This window comes from Streptococcus sp. 2020WUSS084, from assembly GCF_044427445.1.
In the GTDB taxonomy this organism is placed as follows: Bacteria; Bacillota; Bacilli; order Lactobacillales; family Streptococcaceae; genus Streptococcus; species Streptococcus suis.
Map to the genome: position 1 here is coordinate 42,336 of NZ_JAOTGC010000002.1, position 19,419 is coordinate 61,754.

The 19,419-nt window shown below is 41.4% G+C and carries 16 protein-coding genes; 15 read left to right on the plus strand and 1 reads right to left on the minus strand.

The genetic code is table 11. From position 1 onward, the window contains the following. Nucleotides 1-471: 471 nt before the first annotated feature. The 4 genes from ODU50_RS01580 (at nucleotide 472) to alr (ending at nucleotide 8,123) form a co-directional block, all read left to right on the plus strand. Entirely contained in the window at nucleotides 472-3,708 is a 3,237-nt protein-coding gene (locus ODU50_RS01580; protein ID WP_203181235.1) for a transglutaminase domain-containing protein, read from the plus strand. A gap of 319 nt (nucleotides 3,709-4,027) precedes the next feature. Next, a complete protein-coding gene (gene secA, locus ODU50_RS01585; RefSeq protein WP_002938259.1) occupies nucleotides 4,028-6,553 on the plus strand; it encodes a preprotein translocase subunit SecA in 2,526 nt (841 codons plus the stop codon). A 114-nt stretch (nucleotides 6,554-6,667) separates the two neighbouring features. Next, on the plus strand, nucleotides 6,668-7,027 hold the full coding sequence (acpS, locus tag ODU50_RS01590; protein ID WP_024388956.1) for a holo-ACP synthase: 360 nt from the start codon (nucleotides 6,668-6,670) through the stop codon (nucleotides 7,025-7,027). Continuing rightward, complete coding sequence (alr, locus tag ODU50_RS01595) at nucleotides 7,020-8,123, plus strand: alanine racemase (RefSeq protein WP_398581289.1); 1,104 nt, start codon at nucleotides 7,020-7,022, stop codon at nucleotides 8,121-8,123. The genes acpS and alr overlap by 8 nt, the downstream gene beginning before the upstream one ends. A gap of 747 nt (nucleotides 8,124-8,870) precedes the next feature. On the opposite strand, the gene ODU50_RS01600 is transcribed toward alr, so the two are convergent. Then, nucleotides 8,871-10,226 carry an aspartate kinase gene (locus ODU50_RS01600; protein WP_002942489.1) on the minus strand — a complete coding sequence of 452 codons (1,356 nt, stop codon included), beginning with the start codon at nucleotides 10,224-10,226 and terminating at the stop codon, nucleotides 8,871-8,873. A gap of 176 nt (nucleotides 10,227-10,402) precedes the next feature. Between ODU50_RS01600 and ODU50_RS01605 the strand changes: the two genes are divergently transcribed. The 11 genes from ODU50_RS01605 (at nucleotide 10,403) to fabZ (ending at nucleotide 19,305) form a co-directional block, all read left to right on the plus strand. Next, on the plus strand, nucleotides 10,403-11,044 hold the full coding sequence (locus tag ODU50_RS01605) for an HAD family phosphatase (protein ID WP_012027715.1): 642 nt from the start codon (nucleotides 10,403-10,405) through the stop codon (nucleotides 11,042-11,044). A 435-nt stretch (nucleotides 11,045-11,479) separates the two neighbouring features. After that, on the plus strand, nucleotides 11,480-12,271 hold the full coding sequence (locus ODU50_RS01610; protein WP_014736313.1) for an enoyl-CoA hydratase: 792 nt from the start codon (nucleotides 11,480-11,482) through the stop codon (nucleotides 12,269-12,271). A gap of 79 nt (nucleotides 12,272-12,350) precedes the next feature. Beyond that, a complete protein-coding gene (locus ODU50_RS01615) occupies nucleotides 12,351-12,785 on the plus strand; it encodes a MarR family winged helix-turn-helix transcriptional regulator (protein WP_398581290.1) in 435 nt (144 codons plus the stop codon). Beyond that, nucleotides 12,782-13,759, plus strand: a complete 978-nt coding sequence (locus ODU50_RS01620; protein ID WP_029751760.1) for a beta-ketoacyl-ACP synthase III — start codon at nucleotides 12,782-12,784, stop codon at nucleotides 13,757-13,759. Before ODU50_RS01615 ends, ODU50_RS01620 begins: the two co-directional genes overlap by 4 nt. Nucleotides 13,760-13,818: 59 nt before the next feature. Further along, entirely contained in the window at nucleotides 13,819-14,043 is a 225-nt protein-coding gene (locus ODU50_RS01625; RefSeq protein WP_002938891.1) for an acyl carrier protein, read from the plus strand. Nucleotides 14,044-14,212: 169 nt separating this feature from the next. After that, nucleotides 14,213-15,178, plus strand: coding sequence for an enoyl-[acyl-carrier-protein] reductase FabK (fabK, locus tag ODU50_RS01630; protein ID WP_002938889.1), 966 nt, complete (start codon nucleotides 14,213-14,215; stop codon nucleotides 15,176-15,178). Between the two features lies 1 nt (nucleotide 15,179). After that, nucleotides 15,180-16,100, plus strand: a complete 921-nt coding sequence (gene fabD, locus ODU50_RS01635; protein ID WP_105153506.1) for an ACP S-malonyltransferase — start codon at nucleotides 15,180-15,182, stop codon at nucleotides 16,098-16,100. A 9-nt stretch (nucleotides 16,101-16,109) separates the two neighbouring features. Next, nucleotides 16,110-16,844: a 3-oxoacyl-[acyl-carrier-protein] reductase gene (fabG, locus tag ODU50_RS01640; protein ID WP_105153505.1), complete on the plus strand. Its 735-nt coding sequence runs from the start codon at nucleotides 16,110-16,112 to the stop codon at nucleotides 16,842-16,844. A gap of 332 nt (nucleotides 16,845-17,176) precedes the next feature. Beyond that, a complete protein-coding gene (gene fabF / locus ODU50_RS01645; RefSeq protein ID WP_105153504.1) occupies nucleotides 17,177-18,412 on the plus strand; it encodes a beta-ketoacyl-ACP synthase II in 1,236 nt (411 codons plus the stop codon). Next, the gene (gene accB / locus ODU50_RS01650; protein ID WP_105153503.1) at nucleotides 18,413-18,886 is read left to right on the plus strand and encodes an acetyl-CoA carboxylase biotin carboxyl carrier protein; all 474 of its coding nucleotides are present in this window, start codon (nucleotides 18,413-18,415) and stop codon (nucleotides 18,884-18,886) included. It begins immediately after the preceding gene. Further along, nucleotides 18,883-19,305 carry a 3-hydroxyacyl-ACP dehydratase FabZ gene (gene fabZ, locus ODU50_RS01655; protein ID WP_105153502.1) on the plus strand — a complete coding sequence of 141 codons (423 nt, stop codon included), beginning with the start codon at nucleotides 18,883-18,885 and terminating at the stop codon, nucleotides 19,303-19,305. The genes accB and fabZ overlap by 4 nt, the downstream gene beginning before the upstream one ends. Nucleotides 19,306-19,419 lie beyond the last annotated feature (114 nt).

Here is a 19,419-nt window from a genome sequence, read left to right on the forward strand (position 1 = left end):
ATTTCCTTATTTGGATTACGAGACACAAAATATTTTTCGTCAAATACCTTGATGAACTTGACAAATGGTAGAAAAAGAGTTCGTCAACAACTCTTCAATTTAAGTTTTTGAGCCGAAACAGCGCCTCAAAAAACTAACGATGACTATAAAAGATTAGAGTTTGCCATTGTTGGAGTTCATCGGGTATGAAAAAGAGAAACGAGTTCCACAATTTTTGATGATTATTCATAAGCAAGGTTGAAAATCTTTTTATTGGCGATAGTGTAGTGATATTTTTTAACCAGAGGAAAGTTGTTGTTTCTCAATTGTATGAAAACGCTATATCTAAAGTAATGATGCGGAGACACTAAAGTCTATAAAAACAGGAAAAGCACAGATAGATAGCAGAAAAAAGATAGTTAAAAGTGTTACAATTGGGATGCAAATTTTAGGCTGGGAAATTATTCTCAGAAGTATTTATATGGAGGACTTATGATTCCAATTCAACAGCATGGTAAGCGCTGGCTTATTTTGACACTTACCCTTTCTACTTCGGTTCTTGCGCTTGCATCTATCGGAGCATCACAACCGGTTGTTTTTGCAGATGAAAACTTACATTTACAATCACAAAAAAACACCAATAAAATAGAGGTTCTGAACTGGGAAACATTTTCCGAAAAATTGAAAGTGCACTTCCAAAACCAATCCCAATTTCATGTTTTAAAATTAGGATTTGAAAATCGACTGGGAACATTATCAACTTGGGATGAATTGAAAAAATTTGGAGAAAACAACGATTTTTTAGTAATAAACGATAAAGTTACTCAAAATATTCATGACTTTCCACATATCCTTGTTATGAACAAGGGTGATGTTATTGCTCATAATGAGGAAGAATATCGTAATCAGATGAGAGAGTTGAGGTTTTCGGGCAATGGCGACTTACATAATAGTATGGAGCCAAAACGGATTCATGCACTATTTAAGATTGAGCTTGACTCCAATAAACGGCAGTTATTAAATGCTGCGGGTCTAGGAACTGCTGAGAATAGTTTGAAAAATATTAATGGAATGACTATTTACTCGCATGGTCTTACGGTTGATAATAAGTACTATGAGGATTATAGTAAATATACTCATAATTCAGTTAAAAATATAAACGTTACCAAAGAGCGTTTTATAGCAAATGATGACTTGATTCATAAGTTGATAGAGTCCTCAGAAGCTATGAAGCAATCAAGTGAACGCGATAAAGTTAAGGCATTTGTTCAGTATGTTGCCAATCATACAACATATGATTGGGAAGCTGCTAATAAGGCTGTTCAAAATTATGCAGACATCAATTACTACTTAGGATCAGATTTGTTCGCGGTTACTGAACGTCAGAAAGCGATGTGTGTAGGTTTCAGCACTACTGCGGCCCGTGCATTTAATATGTTAGGGCTTCCTGCTTATGTTGTTGTTGGGAAAAATGCAGAAGGTGTCCCGCATGCTACAGCGCGTGTTTATTATGATAAAAAGTGGCACACCATTGACGGTACAGGTTTTATTACAGAGAATAAGCATCAGCGCTCAGCTAAATATAGTGAAAAACACTTTTCTACTATTGGTGAGGATAGTTATGATGTTGTTGAGGCAGGACAAGAGCCTAAAGCGGAGCGTAACTACATGATTATTGATAGTAATTATGAGAGTTGGGCTATGAAACAAAAAACAGCAGACTTACTGTTGTTCAACAAAGAAAAGTCCTTGGTTGGTTTGGATCATATTGCATATGTTGAGCCAACTTATATAACAGAAAATAAGAAAAATCATTTGCTAGACATCTATAAAGCTTTGAAACGTAAAGTAGAAGAAACGAAAGCAACGGATAAAGACGATAAAGATGATAAACAAGAGGGGTATGATCGTGTTTTACAATTTGTCAATTCTGATATTGATAAATTGAGTGCTCTCTCCAAGATTACAGAAGAAGAATTTAAAGCACTCGAAAATTCAATGGATTTAGCTCGAGTGTTCTTGGGGCAAATGAATGCGAAGGCTGGAAAAGAATTTTCGGAAGGAGAAACTTATCAAAGTTATCTAAAGAATCGTCAGAAAAATAACACAAATTCGGATGATGATAGAAACCGAAATGAATTGCAAGAAAACCAAGCTAATTCTGATGAAGTCAGCCAAAATTCCAAGGATGCTTCAGCTCCAAGTGTTAATTCTGCACAGCAATCTGAGGAGCTTGAAGGAACTCCTTCAACACAGGAAACAATCTCAGCTGCTCCTTCTCAACAAACACCAGCAGCTCCTAAGGCACTACAAGCTAAAACTGAGTTAGAGGATAAAACAGAGACTTCATCTAGTTCCTTTGAGAAAGAATCGAATGAAGTGTCGGCTAATACAGTTTTGTCTCCTGAAATAACTAAGAACACGGGAAGTCTAGCTTCTGTAGAATCTCGAGTGGAGGAGGCTGTGGATAGGACAACTCCATCAGAAAAAGTTTCTGCTGAATCAGAAGAAGTAGAAAAAACAATTGTATCTGAGGTATCATCGGATGCTTCATTAGCAAATGAGAACAAAAATTCTGATGCTCAAGAAGATACTCCACGTTTGGAGAAATCTGCCGAGGTGGTAACAACTAGTCAAGAAATGGCTGGAACTTCGGTTTCTGTTCCACAAGTAAGTTCTGAAATCCCAACTTCATCAGAAACAGCTCCTGCAGATGAGGTAACAGAATCAAGTGTAGTTGAGAGTGATTCAGCATCCCCAACTTCACTGGAAACAAATTCTACAGAGGTGGTGGTAGCTAGTCAAGAAATGGCTGAATCATCAGTTTCTGCTCCACAAGTAAGTTCTGAAATCCAAACTTCATCAGAAACAACACCTACAGATGTAGCAACAGAAGTAACAGAACCAAGTGTAGTTGAGAGTGATTCAGCATCCCCAACTTCACCGGAAACAAATTCTACAGAGGCAGTAACAACTAGTCAAGAAATGGCTGGAACTTCGGTTTCTGTTCCACAAGTAAGTTCTGAAATCCCAACTTCATCAGAAATTGCTCCTACAGATGCGGCAACAGAAGTAACAGAACCAAGTGTAGCTGAGAGTAGTTCAGCATCCCAACCTTCATCGGAAACTATTTCTACAGATGTGGCAACAGAAGTAACAGAATCAAGTGTAGTTGAAAGTAATTCAGCGTCTCAACCTTCACCGGAAACAACACCTACAGAGACGGTGACAGCTAGTCAAGAAGTAGCTGAATCACGGGTTTCTGCTCCACAAGTGAGTTTTGTATCGCCTACTTTAGAGGTTCCTAAAAATGAACGTTTAGACAAAGAAGTAGCTGTAACTGTGTCAAATGGAGTTGAAGCAAATACTCATGAGGCAGGTTCTGTTCCGACATCAGATATTCATGTTCAAGATGCTGGTTCAGCCACGGTGATTCAACCCCGGTCTGTGCTTGGAGAAGCAATTTCAACAGTTGAGCCTGTAGGCGTTGCAACTTCTCCTCAAGAGAGAAGTGCAGTAGCTGGCGAGGTGAAAGTGCCGACTTCTCCTGAACGTATTAATAATCCTGTTGAGGAAGAAAAAGTGGTTGATTCGAATGCAACAATTGAGAATCGAGAGCCAGAGAAAAAAGAGGTCTTTACTTCGGAAAATGTACTTAACAGCTTAGTAACAATTTGGGTAGCTTTATCTACTAGTTTCTTCATGAGATATTTTTCTCGAGGAAAATAATATATTAACACAGGTTGAAGATAATATTTATCTTTGTGTAGAAAATTATTCATGTGAGCTTTTATTAACTGAATAATATGACAACTGAGCTTTTAATGAATTTCTAAATCTCCGATATATCGCAGATTCCTCATTTAAAATTTCATAAATTTTTCACCTCCTAGGAGTTATTGTGACTAGGAGGTGTTTTGTGGTAAAAATAGTAATATTAAGCTAGCATTTTCATTTATTTAGGCTGTATCCTAGTGCCAAACCTTGAAAATTGCCTAGTTTTCTGCTACAATATATTATTGACTAAAACTGAAATAGGATGAATGATATGGTAACAAATGTACTTCGTTCTCTCATTGAAAATGATAAGGGAGAGCTAAGAAAACTTGAGAAAATGGCAGACAAGGTCTTCTCGTATGCCGATGAAATGGAAGCGCTGACTGATGAACAGTTGCAAGCTAAGACAGCAGAATTTAAGGAGCGATACAATAACGGTGAATCCCTCGACGATCTTTTGTACGAAGCTTATGCGGTAGTTCGTGAAGGAGCTCGTCGCGTATTGGGCCTCTATCCCTACAAGGTTCAGGTTATGGGAGGAATCGTTCTTCACAACGGTGACGTTCCAGAAATGCGTACAGGTGAAGGTAAGACTCTGACTGCAACGATGCCTGTTTATTTGAATGCCTTGTCTGGTCAAGGTGTTCACGTAGTGACGGTTAACGAGTATCTTTCTACTCGTGATGCGACTGAAATGGGTGAATTGTACTCATGGCTTGGTCTATCAGTTGGTATCAACTTAGCTGCTAAATCACCCTTGGAAAAACGTGAGGCCTATAACTGCGATATTACTTATTCGACCAACTCAGAGATTGGTTTTGACTACCTCCGAGACAATATGGTTGTGCGCGCAGAGGACATGGTTCAACGTCCTCTCAATTACGCCTTGGTCGATGAAGTTGACTCAATCTTGATTGACGAAGCTCGTACGCCGTTGATTGTATCTGGTGCACAAGGTTCTGAAACAAACCAGTTGTATTTCTTGGCAGATAATCTTGTTAAATCTTTGACAACAGAAGATTACATCATTGATATTCCATCTAAAACGATTGGTCTGTCTGATTCAGGTATTGACAAAGCAGAGAAATTCTTCAAGTTAGATAACCTCTACGATATTGAAAATGTAGCCATTACCCATTTCTTGGATAATGCACTTCGTGCCAACTACATCATGACCTATGATATTGACTATCTGGTCAATGAAGACCAAGAGGTCATGATTATCGATCCATTTACAGGTCGTACGATGGAAGGTCGTCGCTATTCTGATGGACTTCACCAAGCCATCGAAGCTAAGGAAGGTGTACCGGTTCAAAACGAGTCTAAGACAAGTGCCTCTATTACCTACCAAAACCTTTTCCGTATGTATAAAAAATTATCAGGGATGACGGGTACTGGTAAAACAGAAGAGGAAGAATTCCGTGAAATCTACAACATCCGTGTTGTACCAATTCCAACCAACCGCCCAATCGCGCGTGTTGACCACGAAGATTTACTCTATCCAAGTCTAGAATACAAATTCAATGCCGTTATTGCTGATGTGAAGAGACGCTATGAGAAAGGGCAACCTGTCTTGGTCGGTACAGTTGCGGTTGAAACTTCTGATTTGATTTCTCAAAAATTGGTAGCTGCAGGTGTCCCTCACGAAGTATTGAATGCTAAAAACCACTATCGTGAAGCGCAGATTATTATGAATGCTGGTCAGCGTGGTGCGGTCACTATTGCGACCAACATGGCGGGACGCGGTACCGATATTAAGTTAGGTCCAGGTGTACGTGAACTTGGTGGGCTATGTGTTATTGGTACTGAGCGCCATGAAAGTCGTCGTATTGATAACCAGCTTCGTGGACGTTCAGGTCGTCAAGGTGACCCAGGTGAATCACAATTCTATCTATCTCTCGAAGATGACTTGATGAAACGCTTTGGTTCAGAACGCATCAAAGTATTTATGGAGCGTATGAATCTAACAGAAGAAGAGTCTGTTATCAAGTCTAAAATGTTGACACGTCAAGTTGAATCTGCTCAGAAGCGTGTGGAAGGAAACAACTACGACTCACGTAAACAAGTCCTTCAATATGACGATGTGATGCGTGAGCAACGTGAAATCATCTATCGCCAACGCCAGGATGTTATTACTGCTGACCGTGATTTGGCTCCTGAAATCAAAGCGATGATGAAACGGACGATTGAACGCCAAGTTGCGGGTCACTTCCTTGGTTCGAAAGATGAAGCTATTGATGGAATTATCAAATTTGCGCATGCAAATCTCGTTGAAGATGATACCTTGAGTAAAGCTACTTTTGAAGCAATGAATCAGAAAGAGATTGTCGAAGAGCTCTATGAACGTGCTTTGAGAGTCTATGATTCGCAAGTGAAAAAATTACGCGATGAAGAACGTGTACGCGAATTCCAGAAAGTTCTTATCCTTCGTGTTGTGGATAACAAATGGACAGACCATATTGATGCCTTGGATCAATTGCGCAATGCAGTTAGTCTTCGTGGATACGCTCAAAACAATCCAATCGTTGAATATCAATCAGAAGCATTTACTATGTTCAACGATATGATTGGGGCTATCGAGTTTGAAGTAACCCGTTTGATGATGAAGGCGCAAATTCATGACAATATTGAGCGTGAGCGTACAAGTCAAGAAGCACATACGACAGCTGTTAAGAATATTATGCCGAACCAATCGCATGCAATTCAGGAGAATGTATCTTTTGAAGGTGTTGATCGTAACGATCCATGCCCATGCCAGTCTGGTAAGAAATTTAAAAATTGTCACGGCCGTAAATAGGAATGACGCGTGGACTGGACGGCTGTCCAGTCCTTTTGCAATTTTTAGACAAGTCACTAGAGTCAGTTCGTTTATTTTAATAAATGAAATGACTATGCAAAAGGAGACCGATTAATGATAGTAGGACATGGCATTGACCTTCAGGATATGGAGGCGATTGAAAGTGCCAGAATCAAACACCAAGGGTTTCCCAAAAAGATTCTCACAGAGAAGGAATTTGAACGGTATCAAAGTCTGTCCGGTCGCCGTCAGCTAGAATATTTAGCTGGACGTTGGTCAGCCAAAGAAGCGCTGACCAAGGCCTTGGGGACAGGTATTGGTAAGATAGGATTTCATGATATTGAAATTCTGAATACCAGCAAAGGAGTTCCCTATGTGACGAAGAGTCCCTTTGATGGGAATATTTGGCTCAGCATTAGCCATTCAGGAAATTTTGTACAAGCTAGTGTGATTTTGGAGGAGAAAGATGATTGAAAGTGAACATCGACCCACGCAAATTCGGGTTAACTTAGATGCGATTGCGGAAAATTTCGAGCATGTAATGACCAACTTGCCCCCTAAGACCGAAGCATTTGCTGTTGTTAAGGCGAATGCTTATGGTCATGGAGCTATTGCGGTAGCGAAAAAGTTATCCAGTCAAGCAGCTGGTTTTTGTGTTTCGAATTTGGATGAAGCATTAGAGTTACGTAAAGCAGGTATTGAGCATCCTATCTTGATTTTAGGAGTGGTTCCTGTACGTTTTTTACCAGTAGCTCATCAACTCAATATCAGTGTGACAGTTGCTAGTCTGGACTGGTTGCAAGATGCAAAAGACTTAGAGGCTGATTTATCTGGTCTAACTGTCCATCTTAAGCTGGATACAGGTATGGGGCGGATTGGTTTTAGAAAAATAGCCGATTTGCTACAAGCGATTGCTATCCTTGAAGAATTAGAGTATGATATCGAAGGAGTCTATACTCATTTTGCTACTGCGGATGAGGTTGATCAGGCGCACTTCGATAGTCAACTGTCTGTTTTTAAAGAATTTTTGGATGTTCTACCAATTACTCCGCGCTGGATTCATGCCAGCAATTCAGCAACAAGCATTTGGCATGCTGATACAGTATTTAACCTGGTTCGTTTGGGAAACATTCTTTATGGACTTAATCCAAGTGGACGAGTACTAGAACTCCCGTTTGATGTTCAACCAGCCTTATCTCTCGTATCTGAAATTGTTCATGTAAAGCAGGTTGAAGCTGGCACAACAATTGGCTACGGAGCTACTTATCACAGCGTCGATTCAGAATGGATTGCGACCGTTCCGATAGGATATGCAGATGGTCTCGTACGAAGCTTACAAGGCTTATCAGTCCTAGTTGATGGGCAGGCCTGTGAAATTGTAGGGCGTATTTCGATGGACCAGATCACCATTCGTTTACCTCATGCTTATCCGCTTGGTCAAAAAGTCACCCTAATCGGTCAAGATGGAGATAAAACGATCTCTGTTCAGGAGTGGGCTGATCATATCGGAACCATAAATTACGAGGTAGTTTGTCTTTTGACAGATCGCCTACCTCGAATTTTTGAGTAAACGTGACGATAATCCGCCTCTTTCACTAGGATAGAAGGCTAAAATATTAGAGAGGTATTGCCTAGAGATTGTCTATAATACAAATATCGTCATTTAGTTGACTTTTATTACTTCGACAATCGAGGAAATATCGTTTCCATATTTCCAACTTCAAACACTCCACTGGATTGTTTGAACTCGCCTTGCCTGATTTTGTAAAAGTGACTTGCTTTGCAAGCAATCTGGGGGATACGAATAGTCCAGCGGACTATTCGTACCTGAGCCTGAAAACAAAAAAGCGAAGTACATCAGCTGGTCACCTAGAAATAAGAAAGCCTTGAGTTATGCCTGTGGCTTTTGATGTGAACATCGTTCACTTTGTCCCCAGTCTCCAACTATCTCCCAGATAGTTGGAGCGAGTACTAAAAGTAAACTAAAAGACTATAATGAGTCTGGTCAAAAAGCCTAATACTCTTCGAAAATCAAAATTATCCGTTGTCAACTTGCCTTGATGAACTCCAGTTCTATTTTCGACTTCGTTTCCTAGGCTACTTTTGATTTTCATTGAGTATAAAAAATAGCTTAGAATTGCATCGTCAGAAACGTTGATTCTAAGCTATTTTTGTTTATTCAAATTTTAATTGGTACTCAATGAAAATTAAAATCAGACTAGCTCCAATGGAGCTTGACACTCATCAAATCAAGTCAACAACGTCTGGTTTTGATTTTCGAAGAGTATGAAGAGGGAACTGACCGACCTCGTTGTGATTATTGCTCGTTAAAAAAAGCTTCATAGAGTGCGTGCAGAGCGCGTTTCTTTTCTTCGGTTTTGACAACGAACATAACAGAAACTTCACTGGCTCCCTGTGAAATCATTGCCAAGTTGACATTTTGTTTAGAGAGGGCAGTGGTAGCGGTAGCTGTTACACCGACATGGCTCTTCATATTTTCACCAACAATCATGATAATAGATAAACCATGTTCGATTTCGGCCTTGTCAACTTCCATTTTCGTATTGAGTTGACGAAGGATCTCTTCTTCCTTGATGGGAGTCAATTCACGCTCACGGACTACGATGGATAAATCGTCAATACCGGTCGGCATGTGCTCCCAGCGAATATTGAGATCTTCGAGAATTTGCAACACCTTGCGACCAAAACCAACTTCACGGTTCATCAAGTATTTGGACAAGTTAATGCTGACAAAACCATCGTCTGCAGCAATACCGACAACAGGAACTGTTTGCTCGGTATGTTTGTGTACAATTCGGGTACCAGGGTGAGTTGGGTTATTGGTGTTTTTGATAACCAATGGAATTCGTCCGCGATAGGCAGGAAGGAGGGCTTCATCGTGGAGGACGGAGAAACCTGCATAAGCTAATTCTCGCATTTCACGATAGGTCAATTCTTTGATTGAATGTGGATTTTTAATGATGCCAGGATGGGCTGCAAAAATACCATCGACATCTGTAAAGTTTTCATAGAGGTCAGCCTTGACCCCGGCAGCAATGATGGAACCTGTAATGTCCGATCCACCTCGTGAGAAGGTACAAATCTGGTTATCAACAGTTACACCGAAAAATCCTGGGATAATGAGTACTTCATCTGTATCACGAAGCTCTTCGATTTTGTCATAACTTGAAGGCAAAATGCGAGCATTTCCTGGTTCGGAGCTGACAATAATACCAGCTTTTTTAGGATGGACATAGCGTGCAGGCAATCCTCTGTGGGTAAAATATTCGGCAATCAATTTGGCATTATTATCTTCACCAGCTGCTAAGAATGCGTCGTAAAGGAATTCGTTATCATCAATTGGTAGGCTGGCCAAAGAGATGATGCTGTCTGCAATTTTCTTCATGCTGTTAGCTGTGAAACCAAGTTCGTCAACCATTGCTTGATAACGGTTGATGATCCATTCTTGACTGGCAGTCACATCTTTTCCGTTAACATATTCTTTATAATATTTAATCAACGCATCAGTAACTTTAGTATCCTCGGCATTGCGTTTTCCAGGTGCAGACACCACAACAAAGCGACGTTCTGAATCAGATTGAACAATATTGAAAACTTTTTCTAACTGTCCAGCTGAAGCAAGTGAGCTTCCTCCAAATTTAATAACTTTCATTCTCATCTCCTTGGATATTTTTTTCTATTATAGCAGAATGATATGAAATTGTCAGTATGTTCAGACAAATCTTGCCAAGAATTTTATCGAAAAACGAACAAGAGACAAGTATGAAAATTTCAGAAAAACATTTTTTTCTTTCAACTGTGTTACAATTAAAGTAATAGGAGGCGAGTATGGTAAAAGCAATTATTTTCGACATGGATGGTGTACTTTTTGATACAGAAACATTCTATTTTCAACGTCGAGCGGATTTTTTAGCGACAAAAGGTTTATCGGTTGATCATTTGGATCCATCTATATTTGTCGGCGGAAGAGCTAGTCAAATTTGGCAACGGATTTTAGGGGATGATTATGATAACTGGGATGTCCCTGCCTTGGAAGAAGAATATCGTGTGTATAAAGAAAAGCGACCAACCCCTTATGCAGAGAGGATTTTTCCTGAAGTTAAAGCGGTATTGGAGAGACTAACTATCCAAGGTATTCCTGTAGTTTTGGCTTCAAATACCGACCGTTCAGAAATCGAACGTGCTCTACTAGATGCTGGTATACGCTTTCACTTTAGTCATGTTTTCTCAGCGATGGATTGTGAGGCCCCAAAACCAGATCCCACAGTTTATATGAAAGCAGCTAGTGCAACAGGAGTAGCTAAATCGGACATTTTAGTATTTGAAGATAGTGCGAAGGGGATTGAAGCGGCTAAAAAAGCAGGTTTGACAGTTTGGGCTATTCGAGACCAGCATTATGGAATTGATCAGTCGAAAGCAGACAAATTGGTAGACAATCTTGAAGATGCCTTTGACTTATTGCGATTTTAAGCAATATTATATTGTAGTCCAAGCATCAGTTCTCGTGAAAAATGGTATTTCTAGCTCAGAATCCAGTTAAATCTTCCAAAAGTATTAACGTGAAAAAATGAAAGTTGTAAATTAAACTTAGAGCCTATAATTTACAGTTCAGACTTGCATATTGAGGTTGTTTTTTCAAAATACAGTCAGTATTTCCCGCAAAACTACCTTGATGAGTGAAAAAGCCAAGGCGCTTTGCGTGTGAATATAGGTTCTTAGACACGTTATTTTCTAGCATATCTAAATTTTATATTGCGATGATGGCCTCCATCTTTTTCGGACGTCACACTTTCCTTGCTAGAAAAAAGTGACAATTTTAAAAACTATGTTACAATGGAAAACAAGAAATTGAAGTTTGATATTCAAATCTTTTAATTATCAAACTATTTTGAAAGGAGCAAGAGAATGGCCTATCAAACAATTCGTTATGAAGTAATTGATTCCGTAGCGATTCTAACTTTAAACAGACCGGAAGTGGCAAATGGTTTTAATATTCCTATGTGTGAAGAAATCTTAGAAGCAATCCGCCTTGCAGAAGGGGATGCCTCCGTCAAAATTTTACAAATTCAAGCACAGGGTTCCATTTTCTCCGTGGGTGGAGATTTAGTTGAGATGAAACGTGCAGTTGATGATGATGATATTGCTTCTTTGGTAAAAATAGCAGAGCTGGTGAATGATATTTCGTTTGCGATGAAGAAATTGTCTAAAGTGGTCATTATGGTGACAGATGGGGCAGTGGCCGGAGCCGCGGCTAATATGGCAGTGGCAGCTGATTTTGTTATTGCCTCCAGCAAGACAAAATTCATCCAAGCCTTTGTAGGCGTTGGACTTGCGCCGGATGCGGGGGGGCTCTTTCTACTGAGTCGTGCTATTGGGGTTAATCGTGCTAGTCACTTGGCGATGACTGGAGAGGGCTTATCAGCGGATAAGGCTTTAGAATATGGGATTATTTATAAATTGGCAGAGCCAGAAAAACTAGAAAAGACGGTTGCCCAGGTCATAAAAAAACTCTTGCGAGGCTCAGTAAATTCTTATGCAGCAATCAAGCAACTGACATGGGAAAGTCAATTTAAAGACTGGGAGTCTTATCGCCGATTAGAGCTGGATTTGCAAGAAACATTGGCCTATAAAGAGGATTTTAAAGAGGGAGTTCGAGCGCATGCAGAACGACGTAGACCAGTGTTTACGGGAGATTAATTTTTAAATTAGTAAAAAATGTTTGACAATCAAAGTTTTATGGTTTATACTTTGACTATCAAAGTAAAGGAGGCCTGTTTTGGAAAATCCAAAAGTAAATGAATATCTAACGGCCATTTTTAACAATGTGTTGGTGATTGAAGAAACAAGTCTGCGTGGTAGCCGATTCAATGATATTTCGATTAAGGAAATGCACACGATTGATGTGATAGGAAGTATTGATGGAGCTACTCCGAGTGATGTTGCTCGGACTTTGATGGTAACCTTAGGTACTGTTACAACTAGCTTGAACAATTTGGAAAGAAAAGGATACGTGGAACGTATTCGTTCGACCAAAGATCGGCGAGTTGTTCATCTCTACCTGACCAAAAAAGGTCGACTGGTCTATCGTTTGCATCAACGATTTCACAATGAAATGGTTAAGCAGATTACAGATGGTATGGATGATGCAGAGTATCAGGTAATGAAAAAAGGACTCATGAAACTCTATCACTTCTTGGAGGATTTGAAATGAGAAACCATGCTAAAATCAGTCAGGTGGCCCACTATCTTCCGAAGAAGATTGTGACCAATGATGATTTGGCTCAACGAATGGAGACCAGTGATGAGTGGATTCGTAGCCGTACAGGTATCGGTCAACGACACATTGTTACTGGAGAGACGACGAGTGATTTGGCTAGTCAAGTGGCTAGAAAATTACTGGAAAAGTCTCAGCTAGATGCTAGTGAAATTGACTTCATCATCGTAGCAACGATTACTCCAGATGCTTCAATGCCATCTACGGCAGCTATGGTCCAAGCAGCAATTGGCGCGAAAAAAGCTTTCGCCTATGATCTCGTTGCAGCTTGTTCAGGATTTGTTTTTGCGCTATCAACAGCGGAAAAATTACTTGCTTCAGGAGTCTATAAGAGAGGACTTGTCATTGGTGCAGAGACCCTATCTAGGTCTGTCGACTGGTCGGATCGATCAACGGCTGTTTTATTTGGAGATGGTGCTGGAGGAGTTTTGCTGGAAGCGTGTGAACAACCGACCTTTTTAGCAGAAATCTTGCGAACGGATGGCGGTCGAGGTGCTAGTCTGACAGCAGGGATAGACCAGAAAGAGACGCCATTCTCGACACAAAGCCGTCAACAACCCTTTATCCAAATGGAGGGCAGAGCTATATTTGAATTTGCGACGAGGGATGTTACGGCAACCATGGCAGAGCTGTTAGAACAAGCTGATATGACTGTGGATAGTGTTGATTATTTCTTGCTCCATCAAGCCAATATACGTATCCTGGATAAGATGGCTCGTAAATTGGGAGTGGCGCGTGAAAAATTTCCAGCAAATATGGATAAATATGGCAATACCAGCGCAGCAAGTCTTCCTATTCTCTTATCAGAATGTGTAGAGAGCGGAACGTTGCGATTGGATGGAAGCCAGACTATTCTCATGGCTGGTTTCGGTGGAGGCCTCACATGGGGAACTCTACTCTTACAACTTTAGTTAATTCCTTGCCCTAGGCAAGATTAAAATATTTTATTTTCCAAAAGGAGACACATATCATGGCAGTATTTGAAAAAGTACAGGAAATCATCGTTGAAGAATTAGGTAAGGATGCTGAAGAAGTAACCCTTACAACAACCTTTGAAGATTTGGACGCAGATTCATTGGATCTTTTCCAAGTTATCTCTGAAATCGAAGATGCATTCGACATCCAAATCGACACTGAAGAAGGTTTGACTACTGTAGGCGATTTGGTTGCCTACGTTGAAGAAAAAACAAAATAATGACTGTTAAGGAAAGTGCTATTTAGCATTTTTCTTAAATTAAATACTTTGATAATCAAAACATTGAAATATCAAACTATTTTTGAGTGAGGGGGCAACCCTTCACTTGTTTACCTAATGATTTGATATTCAAATGATTAGGTAAGCAAGAAAAAAAGATGAGGGAATTATGAAGACGAAAATAACAGAATTGCTCGATATTAAGTATCCAATTTTTCAAGGTGGTATGGCTTGGGTAGCTGATGGAGATTTGGCTGGTGCCGTATCTAATGCCGGTGGTCTAGGAATCATCGGCGGAGGAAATGCTCCCAAAGAGGTGGTCAAGGCAAATATTGACAAGGTTAAATCTATCACGGACAAACCTTTCGGTGTCAATATCATGCTTTTGTCTCCTTTTGCGGATGACATTGTTGACTTGGTCATCGAAGAAGGTGTGAAAGTTGTTACCACAGGAGCAGGAAATCCAGGGAAGTATATGGAGCGTCTCCATGCTGCAGGGATTACAGTTATTCCTGTTGTACCGAGTGTAGCCCTTGCTAAACGCATGGAAAAATTAGGGGTAGATGCTGTTATTGCTGAAGGTATGGAAGCCGGAGGCCATATTGGTAAATTGACCACCATGACCTTGGTTCGTCAGGTTGTTGAAGCCGTATCTATTCCTGTTATTGCTGCTGGAGGTATTGCAGATGGTGCAGGTGCAGCGGCAGCCTTTATGTTGGGAGCAGAAGCGGTGCAAGTTGGAACTCGTTTTGTAGTAGCTACAGAGTCCAATGCCCATCAGGCTTATAAGGAAAAAGTTTTAAAAGCTAAGGATATTGATACAACTGTATCTGCTTCTATTGTAGGACATCCTGTGAGAGCCATCAAGAATAAGTTGTCATCTGCTTATGCAGCTGCAGAGAAAGATTTCTTGGCAGGTAAAATTTCGGCAGATGCTATTGAAGAACTTGGTGCGGGAGCACTCCGCAATGCAGTTGTTGATGGTGATGTAACAAATGGCTCCGTGATGGCAGGTCAAATTGCTGGTCTGGTTTCTAAAGAAGAATCTTGTGAAGATATTTTGAAAGACATCTATTATGGAGCAGCCAAAGTGATTAGAGAAGAGGCAAGCCGTTGGGCTTCGGTTGGAGAATAGGATGACAAAGACAGCTTTTCTTTTTGCAGGTCAAGGGGCTCAGACAGTGGGGATGGCTCGCGACCTTTACGAATATTCCCTGATAGTTAGAGAAACGTTTGACCAGGCTAGTCAGATTCTGGGGTATGACATTCGCGACCTAATTGACAATCAAGAGGATAAATTACATCAGACTCGCTATACCCAGCCTGCTATTTTGACAACTTCCCTAGCTATCTATCGTTTGTTGGTAGAAAAGGGAATACAACCTGATATGGTAGCTGGTCTATCCTTGGGAGAATATTCAGCTCTGGTGGCATCGGGAGCATTGGCCTTTGAAGATGCGATTGCCCTGATTGCTAAGCGTGGTGAATATATGGAAACAGCTGCGCCAGCAGGAACTGGTAAGATGGTTGCTGTTCTCAACACAGATGTCAACCTGATTGAAGAAATCTGTTCGACTGTTACCTCTGGGATTGTTTCCCCAGCCAACTACAACACACCGGCCCAAATCGTCATCGGAGGCGAGGTGGCTGCAGTGGATGAGGCGGTTGAATTGCTGAAGGAAGCAGGTGTCAAACGGATGATTCCGCTCAATGTATCTGGCCCCTTTCACACGGCTCTCCTGCAACCAGCTTCGGAGCAATTGGCTCAGGCCTTGGAGCAGGTGGAATTTGCGGACTTCCAAGTAGAGTTGGTCGGCAATACGGAAGCCAAGGTCATGAAAAAAGAGGACATCAAGTCCCTCTTGACCCGTCAAGTGATGGAACCAGTTCGTTTCTATGAGTCAATCACAACCATGCAGGAAGCTGGCGTGACTAACTTTATTGAAATCGGTCCAGGCAAGGTCTTGTCCGGTTTTGTCAAGAAAATCGATAAGACAGCGCATGTTGTAGCAATTGAAGATATAGCGGGGCTACAAATAGTATTAAACAAATCATGAGGAGGAATCATGGAATTAACAAATAAAAATGTTTTTGTAACAGGTTCAAGTCGAGGAATCGGCTTGGCTATTGCCCATAAGTTTGCCAGTCTTGGTGCCAATGTGGTGCTGAACGGTCGTGGTCAATTAGGGCAAGATATTCTGGATAGCTTTGCAGATTACGGTGTGAAAGTCCTAGCTATTTCAGGAGATATTTCAAGCGCGGAAGATGCCAAACGAATGGTAGCAGAAGCCATCGAAACCCTCGGTAGCGTCGATATTTTGGTCAACAATGCAGGGATTACCAAAGACGGTATGGCTCTTCGTATGACAGAAGAGGATTTTAATACGGTTCTGAAGGTAAATCTTACTGGAACTTTTAATATGACGCAGGCTGTTTTGAAACCAATGACAAAGGCTCGTGAGGGTGCTATTATCAATCTGTCAAGTGTATCTGGCTTGATTGGAAATGCTGGACAGGCCAACTATGCTGCTTCAAAGGCAGGTGTGATTGGATTTACCAAAGCCATTGCCCGTGAGGTTGCTGGGCGAAATGTTCGTGTCAATGCGATTGCGCCGGGCTTTATCCAGTCTGATATGACAGATGTTTTATCTGACAAGATTAAAGAAGCTATGACTGCACAAATTCCTATGAAACGTTTTGGTGTGACAGAAGAAGTAGCTGATGTTGCTGTATTCCTTGCCAAGCAAGAATATCTAACAGGACAGGTGATTGCGGTTGACGGCGGCTTGACCATGCAGTAATCCAGTCTTCCAGTTTATCTTTTATTACTTCGACGAGCGAGGAAACTACGTTTCCAGATTTCCAGCTTCAAACAATCTATTGGATTGTTTGAACTCGCTTTGCTGTACTAACGGAGCGTTATTTACTATCGTAAGTACGATTTCCAATCTTCAATAGTCCACTGGACTATTGAAGCTGTCTGCAGCTTTTGATGTGAACTTGGTTCGCTTTATCTCCGACCCTAACTGTCTCCCAGACAGTTAGAGCGAGTACTAAAAGTAAACTGAAAGACTGTAATAACGCACTATAAATTCAATGTTGTTTTGTGTGTTATTTTAAGAGAGGTTTGAAAATGACAAAATTAAATCGTGTAGTAGTAACAGGCTACGGTCTGACATCTCCAATCGGAAATACGCCAGAGGAGTTCTGGAATAGTTTGAAAGCAGGGAAAATTGGGATCGGAAAGATTACCAAGTTTGATACCAGCGAGTACAGCGTACTGAATGCAGCGGAGTTAAAAGATTTTCCTTTTGACAAATATTTCGTTAAAAAAGATACAAATCGCTACGATAATTACTCGCTCTACGCACTCTATGCAGCTAAAGAAGCGATTGCTAATGCACAGCTGGATACAGAGACAGTGGATAGTGACCGTTTTGGCGTTATCTTATCAACAGGTATCGGTGGTATTTTGGAAATTGAAGAGCAAGTTGCTCGGATGAACGAAAAAGGTCCAAAACGCATTCGTCCCATGGCTCTTCCAAAAGCCTTGCCAAACATGGCGGCTGGAAATATTGCTATGCAGGTCGGTGCAAATGGCGTCTGCAAGTGTATCATCACAGCCTGTGCTTCGTCAAATGATGCCTTAGGAGAGGCTTTTCGTGAAATCAAGTTTGGTTTCCAAGATGTCATGTTGGCAGGTGGAGCAGAAGCAGCCATTACTCCGTTTGCAATCGGTGGTTTCCAAGCTTTGACAGCTATGTCGACTACTGAGGATCCGGAACGTGCGTCTATTCCCTTTGACAAGGACCGCAATGGTTTTGTCATGGGAGAGGGTTCCGCGGTTTTAGTATTGGAAAGTTTGGAACACGCAGAGGCGCGTGGAGCGACGATTTTGGCTGAAATCGTTGGCTATGGAAATACCTGCGATGCCCACCACATGACTTCTCCACATCCAGAAGGTCTGGGTGCTATTAAGGCCATGAAGTTGGCCATTTCAGAAGCAGGTTTAGAGCCAGCTGATATTGACTATATCAATGCTCATGGTACTTCGACACAGGCTAATGAAAAAGGGGAAAGCCAAGCTATCGTATCCGTCTTCGGCAAGAACACGCCAGTTTCTTCCACCAAGTCCTTCACAGGTCACTTGTTGGGGGCTGCGGGTGCAGTTGAAGCGGCGGCGGTTATTGAAGCTATGCGTCACTCTCATGCGCCAAAGACAGCTGGTACGATAGAGTTGTCTGATTACATTGAGGCGGATGTCATCTATGGTCAAGGGCGTGATATGGAAATCCGCCATGCCATTTCAAATACATTTGGCTTTGGAGGTCACAACTCGGTGATTGCTTTCAAACGTTGGGAGGCTTAAGTGAATATTACAGAAATAAAGGACTTGATGAGTCAGTTTGACCAGTCAAGTTTGCGAGAATTTTCATATAGCAATGCTGGGGAAACCTTGCACTTTAGTAAAAACAAACAGGCAGTTGCTCCGAGTCCAACAGTAGAAGCTCCGCTTGTTCCAGTAGCTCCTGCAAGCCCAGCTCCTGTGCCAGCAGTCGAAACCAGTGAGCCAGCTCCAGTAGAAGCAGGTGCAAGCTCTATGGCAGAAGGTACGGTAGTGGAAAGTCCCTTGGTCGGCGTGGCTTATTTGTCGCCAGCCCCTGACAAGCCAGCCTTTGTAGCAGTTGGCGATACGGTCAAAAAAGGGCAGACTCTCATGATTATCGAAGCCATGAAGGTCATGAACGAAGTGCCTGCTGACCGTGACGGTGTGGTCACAGAGATTTTGGTGGCTAACCAGGACGTTGTAGAATTTGGACAAGGATTGGTACGCATCAAATGATTGATATTTTGAAAATTAAAGAGGCTCTTCCTCATCGCTATCCAATGCTCTTGGTCGATCGTGTCCTTGAAGTATCGGAAGATGAGATTGTCGCCCTCAAAAATGTGACCATTAACGAGCCTTTTTTCAACGGGCATTTCCCAGACTATCCTGTCATGCCAGGTGTTCTCATCATGGAGGCTTTGGCACAAACCGCAGGTGTCTTGGAATTGTCCAAGGAAGAAAACAAGGGCAAGCTGGTCTTTTATGCCGGCATGGATAAGGTTAAATTTAAGAAGCAAGTTGTACCTGGTGACCAGTTAATCATGACAGTTAAATTTGTCAAACGCCGTGGAACCATTGCGGTCGTTGAGGCAAAGGCAGAAGTGGGCGGAAAACTGGCTGCGTCGGGGGTGTTGACTTTTGCTATTGGAAACTAATACTCTTCGAAAATCAAACTCAGCCGTTGTTGACTTGATTTGATGAACTTCAGTTCTATCTGCATCTGCGTCGCCTAGCCTGATTTTGATTTTCATTGAGTATGAATCGGTCCT